This is a genomic window from Pseudomonas sp. G.S.17, from assembly GCF_038096165.1.
In the GTDB taxonomy this organism is placed as follows: Bacteria; Pseudomonadota; Gammaproteobacteria; order Pseudomonadales; family Pseudomonadaceae; genus Aquipseudomonas.
The window spans coordinates 4,273,374-4,292,544 of record NZ_CP151076.1 but is presented as its reverse complement, the minus strand read 5'-3'; the positions used below and the strand labels follow the sequence as shown (position 1 = coordinate 4,292,544).

Sequence of the window (19,171 nt, the reverse complement as noted above, 5' to 3'; positions counted from 1 at the left end):
ATTATCCCGTTGGCGCGAGGCTTGCTGTAGGACCGGCTTTAGCCGGGAGAGCAATTGACGCCTTCCCGACTAAAGTCGCTCCTACAGCCGATTCGCGGGCAAGTCGGAACGCCGCCCGCTCGCTCCAACGGTGATTTGCCATCAAACCCCGCGTTCCCGCAGCCGTTTGTACAGCGTATTGCGGCTCACGCCGAGGCGTTTTGCCAGCTGGGAAATGTTGCCGCCAGTGGCTTGCAACAAGTCATTCAAATCTGTTGGAGCGAGGCTTGCTGGAGGACCGGCTTTAGCCGGGAGAGCAATTGACGCCTTCGCGACTGAAGTCGCTCCTACGGGGTTTGCCCGTTCCAGGTCCGCAAAGAAGTCGTCCGGCAGGTGTTCCACGCCAATGCGTTCATCATCGGCGAGGGCCAGCGCGACCTGAATCACGTTGCTGAGCTGGCGCAGGTTGCCGGGCCATGGATGCTCTTCGAACAGCGCCAGAACTTTCGGCTCGAAGCCCCGATGTTGCTGAGCTTCGCGATGCTGTTCCCAGAGGCGCTGGATCAGTGCGGCCTTGTCCGTGCGTTGCCGTAACGGCGGCAGTTCCAGATTCAGTCCGCTGATCCGGTAGTACAAATCCTGGCGGAAATGCCCGGTCTGCACCTGTTCACGCAAATTGCGATTGGTTGCGGACACCAGCCGAATGTCCACCGGATACTGCTCGCTGCTGCCCAGCGGCTGCACGCTGCGCTCCTGCAAAACCCGCAACAGACGGGCCTGAACGGCCAACGGCATGTCGCCGATTTCATCGAGAAACAGTGTGCCTTTGTCCGCCTTGCGGATCAGGCCGATGCTGCCTTTGTGGTGGGCGCCGGTGAACGCGCCTTTCTCATAGCCAAACAGCTCGGACTCCACCAGCTCGGCGGGGATTGCCGCGCAATTCACGGCGATCAGCGGCCGGGCGGCACGTGAGCTGGCGTGGTGCAGGGCTTTGACAAATACCTCTTTGCCGACCCCGGTTTCGCCATGGATCAGCAGCGGAATGTCCTTTTCCAGCAGCCGTTCGGCCTGGCGCACGGCTTTCTCGACTGTTGCATCGCCCAGGCCCACGGCGGCCAGCGGCAATACATCGTTTGGCAGTGTTTTGGCAGGCGCCGGCACCGCGTGAAGATGCATCGGTTTGCGCTTCGGACGCCTGAGCAAACCGTGGAAGCGGTTATGTCCGGAAGCCTGCAGCGCAAAAGGTTGCCCCTCGGGCTCATCCAGCAAACGCGCGACCGGGCTTTTGAACAGATTTTCGATATTGGCCCGCAGCAGGCTGACGCCCAGCAGATTATCGGCGCGGCGGTTGGCGCTGACGATGTGCCCGGCTTCATCAAAGATCAGCAACCCGGCCCATTGGCTGTCCAGGTTGTTCAGCCCGGTATTGAAGGTCAGCTGGAAATGCGTGTCCTGAAACTGGTCAAGGATCAGCCGGTTCTCCACCGACTGGCTCATCATTTTCACCATGCCCAGCGTGTGGGAGGGCGGCAGGAAGCTGTCGCTGGACACATCGAGCACACCGATGATGCGCCGACGAGCATCGAAGATCGGCGCGGCCGAACCGGTCATGAAGCGGTTGGCCTTGAGGAAGTGCTCGTCGTGTTCAATGTGCACCGCCTGTTCACAGGCCAGCGCGGTGCCGATGGCGTTGGTGCCGGTGCCGCGCTCGACCCAACTGGCGCCCGCCAAGAAGCCTTGCGTGCGCGAGGGTTCGATAAAGCGCTGGGCACCCCAGGACTTGAGCAGTTGGCCCTGATTATCAGCCAGCAGAATCAGGCAATTGGAATTGGCGAGGATGTTCTCGTAGAACGGCAGCACTTCCTGATGGGTGGTCTGCACCAGCGAATCATGCCGTTCCAGCAGCTCAATCACTTGTGCACCCGGTAACTGACCGAATGACGGGCTGGACTGATGGCTCAGGCCAAACTCCCGACAACGGGCCCATGAATCCTGAACGATGATGTCGTGAGCGAGGGATGCACTGGGTGTGGACATGAGAGGGAATCCTGCGAGTACTTTTATTGTTTTTGTTGTGCGACCTGCACGAGCCTTGGCTCGAAACGTTTCTCCAGTGTTGTTCAATATTGTTCAAAGTCAACCTTTGAATTGTTCAAGTGTTCAGCGTTTGCTGTTCATTTTTGTTCAGCACTGAAACCCCTTTCCCTAGCTGATTCCAGGTGAAGGCTCTAATCCGCAGCTTTGCTGCTGTCGGCTTCGCCAGCGCTCACTTGGCACGCTTGTCGCAATACTCCTGGAAATAGCCATAACTATTCGAAAAAGATTTCGATGCAGATTTCGACTGCCTGCAACACCCCTGATAAGAACCAACAATAAAGGGCACGCCATGTCACTCACGCTGGAGCACGTCAGCCGCGCTGTCGACGGCCAAACCTGGATCGACGACGCATCCTTGAGCTTCGAACCTGGATCTTTCAACGTTCTGCTGGGCCGCACCCTGTCAGGCAAAACCAGCCTGATGCGCTTGATGGCGGGGCTGGACAAGCCGGACAGCGGACGAATCCTGATGAACGGCAAGGATGTCACGCAGACCGCAGTGCGGCACCGCAACGTGTCGATGGTTTATCAGCAGTTCATCAACTACCCGAGCATGACGGTGTTTGAAAACATCGCTTCGCCGCTGCGCCAGGCCGGGGAATCCAAGGAAGTTATCCACAGCAAGGTGCTGGAAACCGCCAAGATGCTGCGCATCGAGCGTTTTCTGCAGCGTCATCCGCTGGAGTTGTCCGGCGGGCAGCAGCAGCGCACGGCCATGGCCCGGGCGCTGGTCAAGGATGCCGAGCTGATTCTGTTTGATGAGCCGTTGGTCAACCTCGACTACAAACTGCGCGAAGAACTGCGTCAGGAAATGCGCGAGCTGTTCGAAGCGCGGCATACCATCGCCATTTACGCCACCACCGAACCCAATGAAGCCCTGGCACTGGGCGGCACGACGACGATCCTGCACGAAGGGCGGATTGTGCAGAGCGGCCGGACGCCTGAGGTGTATCACCAGCCCAAGACCGTGCTGGCCGCCGAATTGTTTTCCGAGCCGCCGATCAACCTGATGCCGGGGCGCATTGATGTCAATGAAGTCAGCTTCGCCAACTTCGTGCATTTCCCGCTCAACGTGGACCTGCGCAAAGTCGGCGAGGGTCCGTTCCGTTTTGGCGTGCGTCCCAGTCATCTGAGTCTGGTGCCTTCCAACGATGACGACCTTGAACTGGCAGTTACCGTGGAGCTGGCGGAAATCAGCGGCTCGGAAACCTTTCTCCACGTGCGCAACGAGCACTTCTCGCTGGTCCTGCATTTGCCCGGCGTGCACGCCTACGACGTCGATGCTTCGATTCGGGTGTATATCCCGACCCACAAACTGTTTGTCTTCGATGAGCAAGGTCGCCTGATCCAGGCGCCGGGCTTGCGTATGGCGAGGGTTGCCTGATGGCCGAAATTCGTTTGCAAAACCTCGCCCACAGCTACAGCAGTGCGCCGTCGGGCCCTGATGACTATGCGATTCGCGAGATGAGTCATATCTGGGAGCAGGGCGGGGCGTACGCGTTGTTGGGGCCTTCGGGCTGTGGCAAATCGACCTTGCTCAATATTATTTCCGGCCTGCTCAGCCCTTCGGAAGGCCAAGTGATGTTTGACTCGAAAGTGGTCAACGACCTGACCCCCGAGAAGCGCAACATCGCCCAGGTTTTCCAGTTTCCGGTGGTCTACGACACCATGACGGTGTACGACAACCTGGCGTTCCCGCTGCGAAATCAAGGCATGGACGAAAAGCGCATCCAGGCCAAGGTCCAGGAAATCGCCGAGGTGCTGGACCTGCAAGCCGTGTTGAAGAACAAAGCCAAGAACCTTTCAGCGGATGAGAAGCAGAAAGTCTCCATGGGCCGCGGCCTGGTGCGGGATGACGTGTCGGCAATCCTCTTCGATGAGCCGCTGACGGTCATCGACCCGCACTTGAAATGGAAGCTGCGGCGCAAGCTCAAGCAGATTCACGAGCAGTTCAACATCACCATGGTCTACGTCACCCACGATCAGCTGGAGGCTTCGACCTTCGCCGACAAGATCGCGGTGATGTATGGCGGGCAGATTGTGCAGTTCGGCACGCCCCGCGAGCTGTTCGAAAAACCTTCCCACACTTTTGTCGGTTATTTCATTGGCAGCCCTGGGATGAACCTGATTGAAGTCACCCCGCAAGCCGGTGGCGTCGGCTTCGGTCACATTCATCTGCCGCTGTCCGAAGGCCTGCAACAGAAGCTGGCCAGTACCCAGTGGAGCAGCCTTAAAGTCGGCATCCGCCCGGAATTCGTCCATGTGTGGGACGGGCCGTACGACGACGCGATGTGCGCCGATGTGACCTACGTCGAAGATCTCGGCACCTACAAGATCCTGACCCTGAATCTGGCTGGCCAGTCGTTGAAAGTGCGCTTGCAGGAAGACAAACCTGTGCCGCAAGGCCAGGCGTGGATCAGTTTTCCGGGGCAATGGCTGATGCTGTACGCCGACGAATATCTGCTCCAGGCCAGCTCCGAAAGTGAGGTGCCCCATGCGTAAGGTGCAAAACAACAAGGCCTGGTGGCTGGTGCTGCCGGTTTTCCTGCTGGTGGCGTTCAGCGCCATCATCCCGATGATGACCGTGGTCAACTACTCGGTGCAGGACATCTTCGATCAGTCCAGTCGCTATTTTGTCGGTACCGACTGGTTCAAACAGGTGCTGCAGGACCCGCGTCTGCATGACTCGCTGCTGCGCCAGTTCATCTATTCGGGCTGCGTGTTGCTGATCGAAATTCCCCTGGGCATTGCCATCGCGCTGACCATGCCGACCAAAGGCCGCTGGTCTTCGCTGTGCCTGATCGTCATGACCATCCCGCTGCTGATCCCATTCAACGTGGTTGGCACCATCTGGCAGATCTTCGGTCGCGCCGACATCGGGCTGATGGGTTACGCACTGAACAAGATCGGCATCAGCTACAACTATGCGGCCAATGCCTCGGATGCCTGGGTGACGGTGCTGGTCATCGATGTCTGGCACTGGACGTCGCTGGTGGCGCTGCTGTGCTATTCCGGCCTGCGTGCCATCCCCGACGTTTACTACCAGGCGGCGCGGATTGATCGTGCATCCGGCTGGGCGGTTTTCCGACACATCCAACTGCCGAAAATGAAGAGCGTGTTACTGATCGCTGTGATGTTGCGCTTCATGGACAGCTTCATGATCTATACCGAACCTTTCGTGCTGACCGGCGGCGGGCCGGGCAACTCGACCACGTTCCTCAGTCAGACACTGACCACCATGGCCCTGGGCCAATTCGACCTGGGTCCGGCGGCCGCGTTCTCGCTGGTGTATTTCCTGATCATTCTGTTGGTGTCGTGGGTGTTCTACACCGCCATGACCCACGGCGAAAAGAACTGAGGAGAGGCCATGAACCTGCGCAAGATAGTGCCGTTGTGGATCTACCTGCTGTTCCTGCTGGTGCCGATCTACTGGCTGATCAATATGTCATTCAAGACCAACACGGAAATCCTCGGCGGCCTGACGCTGTTCCCACAGGATTTCACCTTCGCCAATTACAAGGTGATTTTCACCGACGAGAGCTGGTACAGCGGCTATATCAATTCGCTGTACTACGTTTGTCTGAATACCGTGATATCGCTGAGTGTCGCGTTGCCTGCGGCCTATGCTTTTTCACGCTATCGTTTTCTCGGCGACAAACACCTGTTCTTCTGGCTGCTGACCAACCGCATGGCGCCACCGGCCGTGTTTCTGCTGCCGTTTTTCCAGCTGTACTCGTCCATCGGGCTGTTTGATACGCACATCGCCGTAGCACTGGCGCATTGCCTGTTCAACGTGCCGCTGGCGGTGTGGATTCTTGAAGGCTTCATGTCGGGCGTTCCCAAGGAAATCGATGAAACGGCTTACATCGACGGTTATAGCTTCCCCAAGTTTTTCGTGAAGATATTCGTCCCGCTGATTGGCTCGGGGATCGGCGTGACGGCGTTTTTCTGCTTCATGTTCTCGTGGGTCGAGCTGTTGCTGGCGCGTACGTTGACGTCGGTCAACGCCAAGCCGATTGCAGCGGTCATGACCCGCACCGTCTCGGCGTCGGGGATTGACTGGGGCGTACTGGCGGCGGCCGGAGTACTGACTATTCTGCCGGGCATGCTGGTGATCTGGTTCGTTCGTAATCACGTGGTCAAGGGCTTTGCCCTCGGCCGGGTCTGAGGAGTCGAAAAATGGAGTGGATGTCCTGGACTTTACCGACCGCTGCCTTCTTCGCCAGCATCGCTTTGATCCTGGCTGGGATGACGGTATGGGAGTTGCGCTCGGCAAGTATCGAGCGCAGGGGGTTCTTGCCGATTGCCACCACCCGTGGTGATCGGTTGTTCATCGGGCTTCTCGGCAGCGCCTACCTTCACCTGTTGGTCATTGGTGCGACTGACTGGAGTATCTGGGTTGCTTCGGGGATTTCCCTGGTTTGGCTGTTGGTAGTAATGCGTTGGGGTTAGGCGGTGGCTGGATCGCGTTTGCCCAAGCGATCCACTGCGAGGTTTTGAGTGGACCAAATAAGAATCAACACTGGAGGTGTCTATGTTCAATAACAAAAACAAGCTGCGACATAGCGTGACAATCGCCACGATGCTGACGATCAGCGGCTTGAGCATGGCGGCGTGGGCGGATCAGTACGAGGACGCGGCAAAGAAATGGGCTGGCAGTGAATTCCGGCCGTCGACCCTCAGCCCCGAGCAGCAACTGGAGGAGCTGAAGTGGTTCATCAAGGCCGCCGAGCCGTTCCGTGGCATGGATATCAAGGTGGTTTCGGAAACCTTGACCACCCACGAATACGAGTCGAAAACCCTGGCCAAGGCGTTCACCGAAATCACCGGCATCAAGGTCACCCATGACTTGCTGCAGGAAGGCGACGTGATCGAGAAACTGCAAACCGCCATGCAGTCCGATAAAAGTATTTATGACGGCTGGGTAAACGATTCTGACTTGATCGGTACTCACTTCCGCTACGGCAAGGCGCTGTCGATTACAAAGATGATGGCCAGCCCGGAAGGGATGAAAGTCACATCGCCTACTCTGGATATCAAGGATTTCATCGGAACGTCGTTTACGACTGCGCCTGACGGCGACCTGTATCAGCTGCCCGACCAACAGTTCGCCAACCTTTATTGGTTCCGCGCCGACTGGTTCGAACGTGCGGACCTGAAAAAGAAATTCAAGGACAAGTACGGTTACGAACTGGGCGTGCCGGTCAACTGGTCGGCTTATGAAGACATCGCCAAATTCTTCAGCGAAGACGTCAAGGAAATCGACGGCAAGCGGGTTTATGGCCATATGGATTACGGCAAGAAAGACCCATCGCTGGGCTGGCGCTTCACCGATGCCTGGTTCTCCATGGCTGGCAGCGGCGACAAGGGCTTGCCCAACGGTTTGCCGGTGGATGAGTGGGGTATTCGCGTAGAAGGCTGCCATCCGGTGGGTTCGAGCATCACTCGCGGCGGCGATACCAACGGGCCTGCGGCGGTCTTCGCAACCCAGAAGTATATCGACTGGTTGAAGGCTTACGCGCCGCCTGAAGCGGCAGGCATGACCTTCTCCGAATCCGGACCGGTGCCGGCTCAGGGCAGCGTGGCTCAGCAAATTTTCTGGTACACCGCGTTTACTGCGGACATGACCAAGCCAGGCCTGCCGGTGATGAATGCCGATGGCACGCCAAAATGGCGGATGGCGCCGTCGCCTAAAGGTCCGTACTGGAAAGAAGGCATGAAGCTCGGTTATCAGGACGTGGGTTCCTGGACCTTCCTGAAAGCCACCGACGAAAAACGCCGTCTGGCGGCCTGGCTCTATGCGCAGTTCGTGACCTCGAAAAGCGTTTCTCTGAAGAAAACCATTGTTGGCCTGACGCCGATTCGCGAATCGGACATCAACTCCAAGGAAATGACCGCGCTGGCACCGAAACTCGGTGGCCTGGTGGAGTTCTATCGCAGTCCGGCTCGCGTGCAATGGTCGCCAACCGGCACCAACGTGCCGGATTATCCGAAGCTGGCGCAGCTGTGGTGGAGTCATGTGGCCGAAGCGGTCACCGGCGAGAAGACTGCGCAAGTGGCGCTGGACGGTCTGGCCAAGGATCAGGATGCGATCATGACCCGCATCGAGCGGTCCAAGGTCCAGGACGCCAGTGGTTGTGCACCGAAGATGAACCCGGAAACCACGGCCGAAGCCTGGTACAAGAAAGGCGAAGCATCGCCGGACGGTTGGGCTGCTCCACAGCGCAAGCTGGCCAACGAGAAGCCTAAAGGCGAAACCATCGCTTACTCGGAACTGCTCAAAAGCTGGGAAAGCGCCAAGAAGTAAGCTTCAACAGGCGTGAACAAAAAAGCACCCGTTCGGGTGCTTTTTTATGCCGCGGATTGCCGTCTTGATCAGCCGTGCAGGGTTTCTGCCGCATACAAGGTGTTTTCCAGCAGGCAGGCACGGGTCATCGGGCCAACGCCGCCCGGAACCGGTGTGATCCAGCCAGCGCGGGGCAGGGCGGTTTCGTAAACTACGTCGCCGACCAGCTTGCCGTCTTCCTGGCGATTGATGCCGACGTCGATGACGATCGCGCCCGGCTTGATCCATTCGCCCTTGACCAGCCCCGGCTTGCCCGCCGCGACCACCACCAGATCAGCGCGGCCCACGTGGCCGGCCAGATCCTGAGTGAAGCGGTGCGTAACGGTCACGGTGCAACCGGCCAGCAGCAGTTCCATTGCCATTGGGCGACCAACGATGTTCGAGGCGCCGACAACGACGGCGTCCATCCCGTAGAGATCGACGCCAGTGCTTTCCAGCAGGGTCATGATGCCTTTCGGAGTGCACGGACGCAGCAGCGGAATACGCTGGGCCAGTCGACCGACGTTATAAGGATGGAAGCCATCCACGTCCTTGTCCGGGCGAATACGCTCCAGCAGCAACGATGCATCCAGATGCGCGGGCAGCGGCAATTGCAGCAGCACGCCGTCGATAGTCGGGTCGTCGTTCAGGCGATCGATCAGATCGGTCAGCGCAGTCTGGGTGGTTTCGGCAGGAAGATCATAAGCTTGCGAGATGAAGCCGACTTCCTCGCAGTCTTTACGCTTGTGCGAGACATAAACCTGAGAGGCGGGGTCGCTGCCTACCAGAATCACCGCGAGGCCGGGTGTGCGCAGGCCTTGATCGCGACGTTCGGCGACACGTTTGGCGATCTGCTGGCGCAGGCTGGCTGCGATCGCTTTGCCGTCGATAAGTTTTGCAGTCATTACGCGTGATTAACCATCGAGAGGGATTGGAAAAGAGCGCGCATTCTCGCATGTCATGACGCATGGGCAAAGGCGCTTGGTCCGCGAATTCAGCTAACTCCTTTATCTAACTGAATTTTTTCGAAAAAAGAGTTGACGACCCTAGGGACCGTCTATAAGATTCGTCGCACTTGTCGGGCACAGCCCAGCACTGGTTAAGCTAGCACTGGTTGATTTGGTCAGGCAGAGTTGCAAATTGGCTCGGTGTGATTGAAAGCCTTTTAATTTGTGATCGTTAAAGAATACAGATTATATAAGTGCCCGTAGCTCAGCTGGATAGAGCATCCGCCTTCTAAGCGGATGGTCGCAGGTTCGAGTCCTGCCGGGTGCGCCATTAAAGGCAGCTTTGGCACAAGTAAGATGTCACGGTTACAACGCAATATGGTGGGCGTAGCTCAGTTGGTAGAGCACGGGATTGTGACTCCCGTTGTCGAGGGTTCGATCCCCTTCGTCCACCCCATATTCAGAGAGGCGCCAGACTTATAATCTGGCGCCTTTGCTTTAAAGATTGAATGCGGATGTGGTGGAATTGGTAGACACACTGGATTTAGGTTCCAGCGCCGCAAGGTGTGAGAGTTCGAGTCTCTCCGTCCGCACCAGGATACAAGCGTTGTTGCTGGTTCAGCACTAACGACTGAAGAAAGCCGCCTAGTGCGGCTTTTTTTGTTTCAGGATTATGGTTTTGTCGTTTTGCCCGATCGCTCAGCCCGGCTGCCGTCGGTCGCGTAAAGCGTGCTTTGGGGATGGAATCGGCGACGAGCAGGTGCACGCAATGCCTTCTTATTAAGGCCGTGCCAGACGCATTTTGGTCGGCGGCAACCCATCATGGTTGTCACCTGCGGGCTCGCTGAATTCGTCCTCTTCATTTGCCCTTTTTCAGTAGGGTGACTTCTTGAGTTTGACCCACTAGAATGCATGCCCTTGATTCTGGGGTCGGAAACGGCCGGCTAACGTCTGTGCAACGAGGAATATCCATGCAAGTTTCTGTTGAAAATACTTCCGCTCTTGAGCGCCGCATGACCATTGGCGTGCCTGCCGAACGCATCGAGACTGAAGTCAACAAGCGTCTGCAGCAGACCGCACGTAAAGCCAAGATCCCGGGCTTCCGCCCAGGCAAAGTGCCTATGAGCGTGATCCGCCAGCGTTATGAAGATGGTGCGCGTCAGGAAGCTCTGGGCGACCTGATCCAGGCGACCTTTTACGAAGCAGTGGTTGAGCAGAAGCTGAACCCGGCTGGCGCTCCTTCTGTAGAGCCCAAGTCCTTCGAAAAGGGCAAGGATCTGGAATACGTCGCTACCTTCGAAGTGTTCCCTGAGTTCACGGTTGCAGGTTTCGAATCCATCGCTGTTGAGCGTCTGGCTGCCGACGTGGCTGATGCCGATCTTGACAACATGCTGGAAATCCTGCGCAAGCAGAATGTTCGTTTCGAAGTGGCCGATCGTGCTGCCCAGAACGAAGACCAGCTGAACATCGATTTCGTTGGCAAGGTTGACGGCGAAGTATTCGCTGGCGGTTCGGCCACTGGCACCCAGCTGGTATTGGGCTCCGGTCGCATGATCCCTGGCTTCGAAGACGGTCTGGTTGGCGCTAAAGCCGGCGAAGAGCGTGTTCTGAACCTGACCTTCCCGGAGGACTATCAGAACCTGGAACTGGCTGGTAAAGCCGCCGAGTTCACCGTGACAGTCAACACCGTTTCCGAGCCTAAACTGCCTGAGCTGAACGAAGAGTTCTTCAAGCAGTTCGGCATCAAGGAAACCGGTATCGACGGCTTCCGCACCGAAGTTCGCAAGAACATGGAGCGCGAGCTGCGTCAGGCGATCAAATCCAAGGTCAAGAATCAGGTAATGGACGGCTTGCTGGCCGCCAACCCGATCGAAGTGCCTAAATCGTTGCTGGAAAACGAAGTCAACCGTCTGCGCGTGCAGGCTGTTCAGCAGTTCGGCGGCAACATCAAGCCTGATCAACTGCCGGCAGAGCTGTTCGAAGAGCAAGCCAAGCGTCGCGTCGAGCTGGGCCTCATCGTTGCTGAAGTCGTCAAGCAGTTCGACCTTAAGCCTGACGATACTCGCGTTCGCGAGCTGATCCAGGAAATGGCATCCGCTTACCAGGAGCCAGAGCAGGTTGTGGCCTGGTACTACAAGAACGAGCAGCAAATGAACGAAGTGCGTTCTGTTGTGCTTGAAGAGCAAGTTGTGGATACTGTTTTGCAGAAAGCTAGCGTGACCGACAAGTCGGTCTCCTACGAAGAAGCAGTCAAGCCGGTAGAAGCTCCACAAGCCGACTGATTTTTTCTCTCGTTCGAAAACACCTACAAGCCAGCCTTCGCGCTGGCTTGTGCGTATTCAAGAAATGACTATTTGGGAGTGAATGCGAGACATGTCCCGCAATTCTTATATTCAGCAGAACTCTGACATCCAGGCCGCTGGCGGCTTGGTCCCGATGGTTGTCGAGCAGTCCGCCCGTGGCGAACGCGCCTATGACATCTATTCACGTTTGCTCAAGGAGCGCGTGATTTTTCTTGTCGGCCCGGTAGAAGACTACATGGCCAACCTGATCTGTGCGCAACTGCTGTTCCTTGAAGCGGAAAACCCGGACAAGGATATCCATCTTTACATCAACTCACCGGGCGGTTCAGTGACAGCTGGAATGTCGATCTACGACACCATGCAGTTCATCAAGCCCAATGTGTCGACTACCTGCATCGGACAGGCGTGCAGCATGGGTGCATTCCTGCTGACAGCCGGTGCCGCTGGCAAACGCTATTGCTTGCCAAACTCGCGCGTGATGATTCACCAGCCGCTGGGCGGTTTCCAGGGCCAGGCTTCGGATATCGAAATCCATGCCAAGGAAATCCTTTTCATTCGTGAGCGCCTCAACACGCTGATGGCCAAGCACAGCGGGCACACGCTCGAAGAGATCGAGCGTGATACCAACCGCGATAACTTCATGAGCGCAGAAGCCGCACGTGAGTATGGGCTGATCGACGAAGTGATCAGTCAGCGCCCCGCTTAATAAGCAGCTCAAAATAGGGTTGGTCGGCTGTTCTGATCACTTGCGGGCTTGAAAAAGCCTGCAATAGCCTTCATCTTGTGTTGCAAGCCTATCGGATTTGGATCGAACGAATGACTGACACCCGCAACGGCGAGGACAACGGCAAGCTGCTCTATTGCTCCTTCTGTGGCAAAAGCCAGCATGAAGTCCGCAAATTGATTGCCGGCCCCTCGGTGTTTATTTGCGACGAGTGCGTCGACCTGTGCAATGACATCATCCGCGAGGAGGTGCAGGAAGCCCAGGCTGAAAGCAGCGCGCATAAATTGCCTTCGCCTAAAGAAATCAGCGGCATCCTTGATCAGTATGTGATCGGTCAGGAGCGTGCCAAAAAGGTTCTGGCCGTAGCGGTGTACAACCACTACAAGCGTCTGAACCAGCGTGACAAGAAGAATGACGACGTCGAACTCGGCAAGAGCAACATTTTGCTGATCGGCCCGACAGGCTCGGGTAAAACCCTGCTTGCCGAAACACTGGCCCGGTTGCTGAACGTTCCGTTCACCATCGCCGACGCAACCACCCTCACTGAGGCGGGTTATGTGGGTGAGGATGTCGAGAACATCATTCAGAAGCTGCTGCAGAAGTGCGATTACGATGTAGAAAAAGCTCAGATGGGCATTGTCTACATCGACGAAATCGACAAGATCTCGCGCAAATCGGACAACCCGTCGATCACCCGGGACGTTTCCGGTGAAGGCGTGCAGCAGGCCCTGCTCAAGTTGATCGAAGGTACGGTCGCTTCCGTTCCGCCTCAAGGTGGTCGCAAGCATCCGCAGCAGGAATTCCTTCAGGTTGACACGCGGAACATCCTCTTCATCTGCGGCGGCGCGTTCTCTGGGCTGGAAAAGGTTATCCAGAACCGTTCCACCAAGGGCGGCATCGGTTTCAATGCCGAAGTCCGCAGCAAGGAAGAAGGCAAGAAGGTCGGTGAATCCCTGCGTGAAGTCGAGCCTGACGATCTGGTCAAGTTCGGTCTGATCCCTGAGTTCGTCGGTCGCCTGCCGGTTCTGGCGACGTTGGACGAGCTGGATGAGGCTGCGTTGATGCAGATTCTCACCGAGCCGAAAAACGCCTTGACCAAGCAGTATGCCAAGTTGTTCGAAATGGAAGGTGTGGACCTCGAGTTCCGTGCCGACGCGTTGAAATCGGTTGCCCGTCGCGCGCTTGAGCGCAAAACCGGCGCCCGTGGCCTGCGCTCCATCCTCGAAGGCGTCCTGCTCGACACCATGTACGAGATCCCCTCGCAATCCGAGGTGAGCAAGGTGGTGATTGACGAGAGCGTCATCGATGGCACGTCCAAGCCGCTGTTGATATATGAAAACAGCGAGCCGCCTGCCAAGGTCGCTCCGGACGCGTGAGTGACACTGCTGCATGAATAAAGAAGGGGCCTTCGGGCCCCTTTTGCATTTCCTGCTCCAGAGCTTGTTTTTTTCAGGATCTACCCCCATCTTGAATTCAAGCTCATTCAACCTGTCACGGCCACTTGGCCGCCGTAGAGGCGAAATCATGAAAACGACCATTGAATTGCCTCTCTTGCCATTGCGTGATGTTGTGGTTTATCCGCACATGGTTATCCCGCTGTTCGTGGGGCGCGAGAAGTCTATCGAAGCCCTTGAGGCTGCGATGACCGGCGACAAACAGATCCTGTTGCTCGCGCAAAGAAATCCTGCTGATGATGATCCTGGTGAAGAAGCTCTTTATAGCGTCGGCACCATTGCAACCGTATTGCAGCTGCTCAAATTGCCCGATGGTACCGTCAAGGTGCTGGTAGAGGGCGAGCAGCGCGGCTCGGTCGAACGCTTCATGGAAGTCGACGGTCACTGCCGCGCAGAAGTCGCGCTGATCGAAGAGACAGACGCGCCTGACCGTGAGTCCGAAGTCTTTGTGCGCAGCCTGTTGGCGCAGTTCGAACAATATGTTCAGTTGGGCAAGAAAGTCCCGGCTGAAGTGCTTTCCTCGCTGAACAGCATTGATGAGCCGGGTCGCCTGGTGGATACCATGGCGGCGCACATGGCGCTGAAAATCGAGCAAAAGCAGGAAATTCTCGAAATTATCGATCTACCAGCCCGTGTCGAACACGTGCTGGCGTTGCTGGATGCCGAGATTGACCTGCTGCAGGTCGAGAAGCGCATTCGTGGCCGGGTCAAAAAACAGATGGAGCGCAGTCAGCGCGAGTACTACCTGAACGAGCAGATGAAGGCTATTCAGAAAGAACTCGGCGACAGCGAGGAAGGTCACAACGAAATCGAAGACTTGAAAAAGCGTATCGATGCCGCGGGCCTGCCAAAAGACGCACTGGCCAAAGCAACTTCCGAGCTGAATAAGCTCAAGCAGATGTCGCCGATGTCGGCTGAAGCCACTGTGGTTCGCTCGTATATCGACTGGCTGGTTCAGGTGCCGTGGAAGGCGCAGAGCAAGGTTCGTCTGGATCTGGCCCGCGCTGAAGACATTCTCGACGCTGACCATTACGGCCTTGATGAAGTCAAAGAACGCATTCTCGAATACCTCGCCGTGCAAAAGCGCGTGAAGAAAATTCGTGGCCCGGTGCTGTGTCTGGTTGGCCCGCCTGGTGTGGGTAAAACCTCGCTGGCCGAGTCCATTGCACACGCAACCAACCGCAAATTTGTGCGCATGGCCTTGGGTGGCGTACGTGATGAAGCCGAAATTCGTGGTCATCGCCGAACTTATATCGGTTCGATGCCAGGAAGATTGATTCAAAAGATGACGAAGGTTGGCGTTCGCAATCCACTGTTCCTGCTCGATGAAATCGACAAGATGGGCAGTGACATGCGCGGCGATCCGGCTTCGGCATTGCTTGAAGTGCTCGATCCGGAGCAAAACCACAACTTCAACGACCATTACCTGGAAGTCGACTACGACCTGTCCGACGTAATGTTCCTGTGCACCGCAAACTCGATGAACATCCCTGCGGCGTTGCTGGACCGGATGGAAGTCATCCGTCTGCCTGGCTACACCGAAGACGAGAAGATCAACATCGCCGTCAAATACCTTTCGCCCAAGCAGATTCAGGCCAACGGCTTGAAAAAAGGCGAAGTGGAATTCGACGAGGAAGCGATCCGCGACATCATTCGTTACTACACCCGTGAAGCAGGTGTGCGTAGCCTTGAGCGCCAGATTGCCAAGGTCTGCCGCAAGGCGGTCAAAGAGCACGCGCTGGAAAAACGTTTTGCAATTCGTGTCACGGCCGAAATGCTTGAGCATTTCCTCGGCGTACGCAAATTCCGCTATGGCCTGGCTGAGCAGCAGGACCAGATCGGGCAGGTTACCGGTCTGGCGTGGACGCAAGTGGGCGGTGAATTGCTGACCATCGAAGCGGCGGTTGTGCCGGGCAAAGGTCAGCTGATCAAGACCGGTTCGCTGGGCGATGTGATGGTTGAATCCATTACGGCGGCACTGACCGTGGTGCGCAGTCGCGCGAAAAGTCTCGGGATTCCTGTGGACTTCCACGAGAAGCGCGACACGCATATCCACATGCCAGAAGGCGCGACGCCCAAAGATGGTCCTAGCGCAGGCGTAGGCATGTGCACGGCCCTTGTTTCGGCGCTGACACAGATCCCTGTGCGTGCGGACGTGGCAATGACGGGCGAAATCACCCTTCGCGGGCAGGTTCTGGCGATCGGCGGGCTCAAGGAAAAACTCCTGGCTGCGCACCGTGGCGGTATCAAAACGGTGATCATTCCGGAAGAAAACGTCCGTGACCTGAAAGAGATTCCTGACAACATCAAGCGTGACCTGCAGATCAAGCCGGTTAATTGGATTGACGAAGTCCTGCAAATTGCGCTGCAATACGCGCCGGAGCCCTTGCCGGATGTGGCTCCGGAGATGGTTGCGAAGGATGAAAAACGCGAGTCTGACTCTAAGGAAAGGATTAGCACGCATTAGTCTGGGCGGCCTTCCTTGACAGCTTTTTAGAGCCCTTGTTATAAAGCGGCTCTTTTAAGCATCTGCAAGCCGTTCAGCGTTCGTTTGGCTTTACCAAAAAACTTAGAAACATACTCAATATAGACATAAGGGGACTTAGAGTGAACAAGTCGGAACTGATTGATGCTATCGCTGCATCTGCTGATATCCCGAAAGCTGCTGCCGGCCGTGCGCTGGATGCAGTAATCGAATCCGTCACTGGCGCTCTGAAGGCTGGCGACTCCGTGGTACTGGTGGGTTTCGGAACATTCTCCGTGACTGATCGTCCAGCACGTATCGGTCGTAACCCTCAGACCGGTAAGACACTGGAAATCGCTGCTGCTAAAAAACCAGGTTTCAAAGCCGGTAAAGCCCTGAAAGAAGCTGTCAACTAAGTTCTCAAAGCCTTTGCCCAACCGAAGCAGAACTATTCTGCATCGGCAGCGGAGCGGTAGTGCGGTCGGTTTGAATCCGGCCTGACACACCGGGGTCGCAAGTAGCTACCCCGTCCGCTTCGCCAGTTACGAGAAGGCGCATCCTCGGATGCGCCTTTCTTCTATCCGCTTTCTACCCACGCTCCGCGGTTGGATAGTCAGTACAACCGTTTTGGGGGACGCATGCTGCAGAATATCAGGGACAATTCACAGGGCTGGATTGCCAAGACCATTATCGGCGTCATCATTGCCTTGATGGCTTTGACGGGATTCGACGCTCTTTTTTCGGCGACCAGCACCAAGCAGGACGCCGCCAAGGTCAACGGTGATGAGATCACCAAGACCGAGCTGAGCCAGGCAATCGATATGCAACGTCGTCAGCTCATGCAGCAGTTGGGCAAGGATTTCGATCCTGCTCTGCTCGACGAGAAAATGCTGCACGACGCCGCCTTGAAAGGTCTGGTTGACCGCAAGCTGCTGTTGCAAGGTGCCGCCAAGGCGAAGTTTTCCTTCTCGGAAACTGCACTGGATCAACAGATCCTGCAGACACCCGAGTTTCAGGTGGATGGCAAATTCAACGCCGACCGTTTCGATCAGGTGATTCGTCAGCTGGGCTTTACCCGGCTGCAGTTCCGCCAGATGCTCGCTCAGGAAATGCTGATTGGTCAGGTGCGTGCTGGCGTCGCTGGCAGTGCTTTTGTGACCGACGCTCAAGTCGAAGCGTTTGCCCGTCTGGAAAAACAGACCCGGGATTTCGCAACGCTGACGCTGGCTGCCGATACCACAGCAGCCAAGGTTACCGACGACGAGATCAAGGCGCATTACGACGAACACGCCAAAGAGTTCTTGAGCCCGGAACAGGTCGTACTTGATTACGTCGAGCTGAAGAAGTCTTCCTTCTTCGACAAGGTGCAGGTCAAGGACGAAGATCTCCAGGCGGCCTATCAGAAAGAAATTTCCAATCTGGCCGAGCAGCGTCGTGCAGCGCACATCCTGATCGAAGTCAGCGACAAGCTGAACGAAGAGCAGGCCAAGGCGAAGATTGAAGAAATTCAGCAGCGTCTGGCCAAAGGTGAAGATTTCGCGGCCCTGGCCAAGGAATTCTCCCAGGATCCGGGTTCGGCATCCAAAGGCGGCGATCTGGGTTACGCAGGCAAGGGTGTTTACGATCCGGCCTTTGAAGAGGCGCTGTATGCCTTGAACAAAGATCAGGTTTCGGCGCCAGTGCAAAGTTCCTACGGTTGGCATTTGATCAAGTTGTTGGGTGTGGAAGCGCCGTCGGTGCCTACGTTTGCCAGCCTGAAGGGCAAGCTCACCAACGACCTGAAATCCCAGCAGGTTGAGCAGCGCTTCGTGGAAGCGACCAAGCAGCTTGAGGATTCGGCGTTCGAATCGTCCGATCTGGTGCAGCCGGCTCAGGATCTGGGTCTGAAAGTCCAGACTACCGCACCGTTTGGTCGTGAAGGCGGCGAAGGTCTGACGGCTAACCGCGCGGTGCTGCAGGCTGCGTTCAGCCCTGAAGTGCTGGAAGAAGGGTCCAACAGCAACGCGCTGGAACTGGATCCGGAAACCGTGGTGGTTGTGCACTCCAGGGAGCACCGTCAACCTGAGCAATTGCCGCTGGAAAGCGTTGCCAGTGTGATTCGTGCTCAGCTGATCAAGCAACACGCCAGCGCCGCCGTCAAAGCCAAGGGCGATGCTCTGCTGGCCGGTCTGCGCGATGGCAAGGTTCCAGTGGCCGCCAAACAGGATGGTCAGAGCTGGAAGGTCATGGAAGCGGTGACTCGCAGTCAGGAGGGCGTTGAGCCTGCGGTGCTGCAAGCGCTGTTCCGCATGCCCAAGCCTGAAGGCAAGGATAAACCTGCTTTCACCAGCCTGACGCTGGCCGACGGCAGCTATGTGGTTGTGCGCCTCAACGGTGTCAATCAAGCGGCTGCGCCGTCTGAAGAAGAGAAAACGCAATACCGTCGTTTCCTGGCATCCCGTGCCGGCCAGCAGGATTTTGCTGCTTACCGTGCGCAACTGGAAAGCAAGGCGAAGATCGAGCGGTTCTGATGCTCTGATCTGGCGACAAAAAAAGAAGGCCGCTCATTGAGCGGTCTTTTTTTTGTGCGTACGGCGAGCCTGTTGGAGCGCGGCTTGTCCGCGAATACGCCCTCCCGGATAAATCCGGTCCTACACAGACTGTGTGAAAACTACTGCAGGCTGGGCGACCTTCGGCGCTACGCACACAATACTGCGTTAAAAACAGGCGGAAAATGCTCATTTAGAACACCTAGACTCCGCTTTTCCGGCTGTTTTTGCCTTGTCTTGCCTTCGCTCGTGACGTTTTCACACAGTCTGTACAGGTGCGTCTCCGTCCCATAAAAATGCCGCTCATTGAGTGGCCTTTTAGAAGAGTGGTGAAAGTGCGTGCGATTTTG

General features: G+C 56.7%; 14 protein-coding genes and 3 tRNA genes. 15 read left to right on the top strand and 2 right to left on the bottom strand.

The window, feature by feature from the left end:
- Positions 1-141: 141 nt before the first annotated feature.
- Entirely contained in the window at positions 142-2,016 is a 1,875-nt protein-coding gene (locus AABC73_RS20110) for a sigma-54-dependent Fis family transcriptional regulator (protein ID WP_341520651.1), read from the bottom strand.
- A gap of 349 nt (positions 2,017-2,365) precedes the next feature.
- On the opposite strand from AABC73_RS20110, the gene AABC73_RS20105 reads away from it, so the two are divergent.
- The 6 genes from AABC73_RS20105 (at position 2,366) to AABC73_RS20080 (ending at position 8,383) form a co-directional block, all read left to right on the top strand.
- Positions 2,366-3,460: an ABC transporter ATP-binding protein gene (locus AABC73_RS20105; protein ID WP_341520650.1), complete on the top strand. Its 1,095-nt coding sequence runs from the start codon at positions 2,366-2,368 to the stop codon at positions 3,458-3,460.
- Positions 3,460-4,578, top strand: coding sequence for an ABC transporter ATP-binding protein (locus tag AABC73_RS20100; RefSeq protein WP_341520649.1), 1,119 nt, complete (start codon positions 3,460-3,462; stop codon positions 4,576-4,578). The genes AABC73_RS20105 and AABC73_RS20100 overlap by 1 nt, the downstream gene beginning before the upstream one ends.
- Positions 4,571-5,434 carry a sugar ABC transporter permease gene (locus AABC73_RS20095; RefSeq protein WP_065833457.1) on the top strand — a complete coding sequence of 288 codons (864 nt, stop codon included), beginning with the start codon at positions 4,571-4,573 and terminating at the stop codon, positions 5,432-5,434. The genes AABC73_RS20100 and AABC73_RS20095 overlap by 8 nt, the downstream gene beginning before the upstream one ends.
- Positions 5,435-5,443: 9 nt before the next feature.
- Entirely contained in the window at positions 5,444-6,244 is an 801-nt protein-coding gene (locus tag AABC73_RS20090; protein WP_331150875.1) for a carbohydrate ABC transporter permease, read from the top strand.
- An 11-nt stretch (positions 6,245-6,255) separates the two neighbouring features.
- On the top strand, positions 6,256-6,528 hold the full coding sequence (locus tag AABC73_RS20085) for a DUF2160 domain-containing protein (protein WP_331150874.1): 273 nt from the start codon (positions 6,256-6,258) through the stop codon (positions 6,526-6,528).
- 82 nt (positions 6,529-6,610) lie between these two features.
- Positions 6,611-8,383: an ABC transporter substrate-binding protein gene (locus AABC73_RS20080; RefSeq protein WP_341520648.1), complete on the top strand. Its 1,773-nt coding sequence runs from the start codon at positions 6,611-6,613 to the stop codon at positions 8,381-8,383.
- A gap of 68 nt (positions 8,384-8,451) precedes the next feature.
- Here the strand turns inward: AABC73_RS20080 and folD are convergent, their stop codons facing one another.
- Complete coding sequence (gene folD / locus AABC73_RS20075; RefSeq protein ID WP_341520647.1) at positions 8,452-9,306, bottom strand: bifunctional methylenetetrahydrofolate dehydrogenase/methenyltetrahydrofolate cyclohydrolase FolD; 855 nt, start codon at positions 9,304-9,306, stop codon at positions 8,452-8,454.
- Between the two features lie 296 nt (positions 9,307-9,602).
- Between folD and AABC73_RS20070 the strand changes: the two genes are divergently transcribed.
- The 9 genes from AABC73_RS20070 (at position 9,603) to AABC73_RS20030 (ending at position 18,803) form a co-directional block, all read left to right on the top strand.
- Positions 9,603-9,679 (top strand) — tRNA-Arg (locus AABC73_RS20070).
- 50 nt (positions 9,680-9,729) lie between these two features.
- Positions 9,730-9,805, top strand: a tRNA-His gene (locus tag AABC73_RS20065).
- Between the two features lie 54 nt (positions 9,806-9,859).
- Positions 9,860-9,944: transfer RNA gene (locus tag AABC73_RS20060), tRNA-Leu, on the top strand.
- Positions 9,945-10,319: 375 nt separating this feature from the next.
- Positions 10,320-11,630 carry a trigger factor gene (gene tig, locus AABC73_RS20055; RefSeq protein ID WP_020288780.1) on the top strand — a complete coding sequence of 437 codons (1,311 nt, stop codon included), beginning with the start codon at positions 10,320-10,322 and terminating at the stop codon, positions 11,628-11,630.
- A 91-nt stretch (positions 11,631-11,721) separates the two neighbouring features.
- Complete coding sequence (gene clpP, locus AABC73_RS20050) at positions 11,722-12,357, top strand: ATP-dependent Clp endopeptidase proteolytic subunit ClpP (RefSeq protein ID WP_341520646.1); 636 nt, start codon at positions 11,722-11,724, stop codon at positions 12,355-12,357.
- Between the two features lie 110 nt (positions 12,358-12,467).
- Complete coding sequence (gene clpX / locus AABC73_RS20045; RefSeq protein ID WP_331152118.1) at positions 12,468-13,751, top strand: ATP-dependent Clp protease ATP-binding subunit ClpX; 1,284 nt, start codon at positions 12,468-12,470, stop codon at positions 13,749-13,751.
- A gap of 148 nt (positions 13,752-13,899) precedes the next feature.
- Complete coding sequence (lon, locus tag AABC73_RS20040) at positions 13,900-16,296, top strand: endopeptidase La (RefSeq protein WP_341520645.1); 2,397 nt, start codon at positions 13,900-13,902, stop codon at positions 16,294-16,296.
- Between the two features lie 140 nt (positions 16,297-16,436).
- Positions 16,437-16,709 carry an HU family DNA-binding protein gene (locus tag AABC73_RS20035; RefSeq protein ID WP_002552737.1) on the top strand — a complete coding sequence of 91 codons (273 nt, stop codon included), beginning with the start codon at positions 16,437-16,439 and terminating at the stop codon, positions 16,707-16,709.
- A 222-nt stretch (positions 16,710-16,931) separates the two neighbouring features.
- A complete protein-coding gene (locus AABC73_RS20030; RefSeq protein ID WP_341520644.1) occupies positions 16,932-18,803 on the top strand; it encodes a SurA N-terminal domain-containing protein in 1,872 nt (623 codons plus the stop codon).
- The last annotated feature ends 368 nt before the right edge of the window (positions 18,804-19,171 follow it).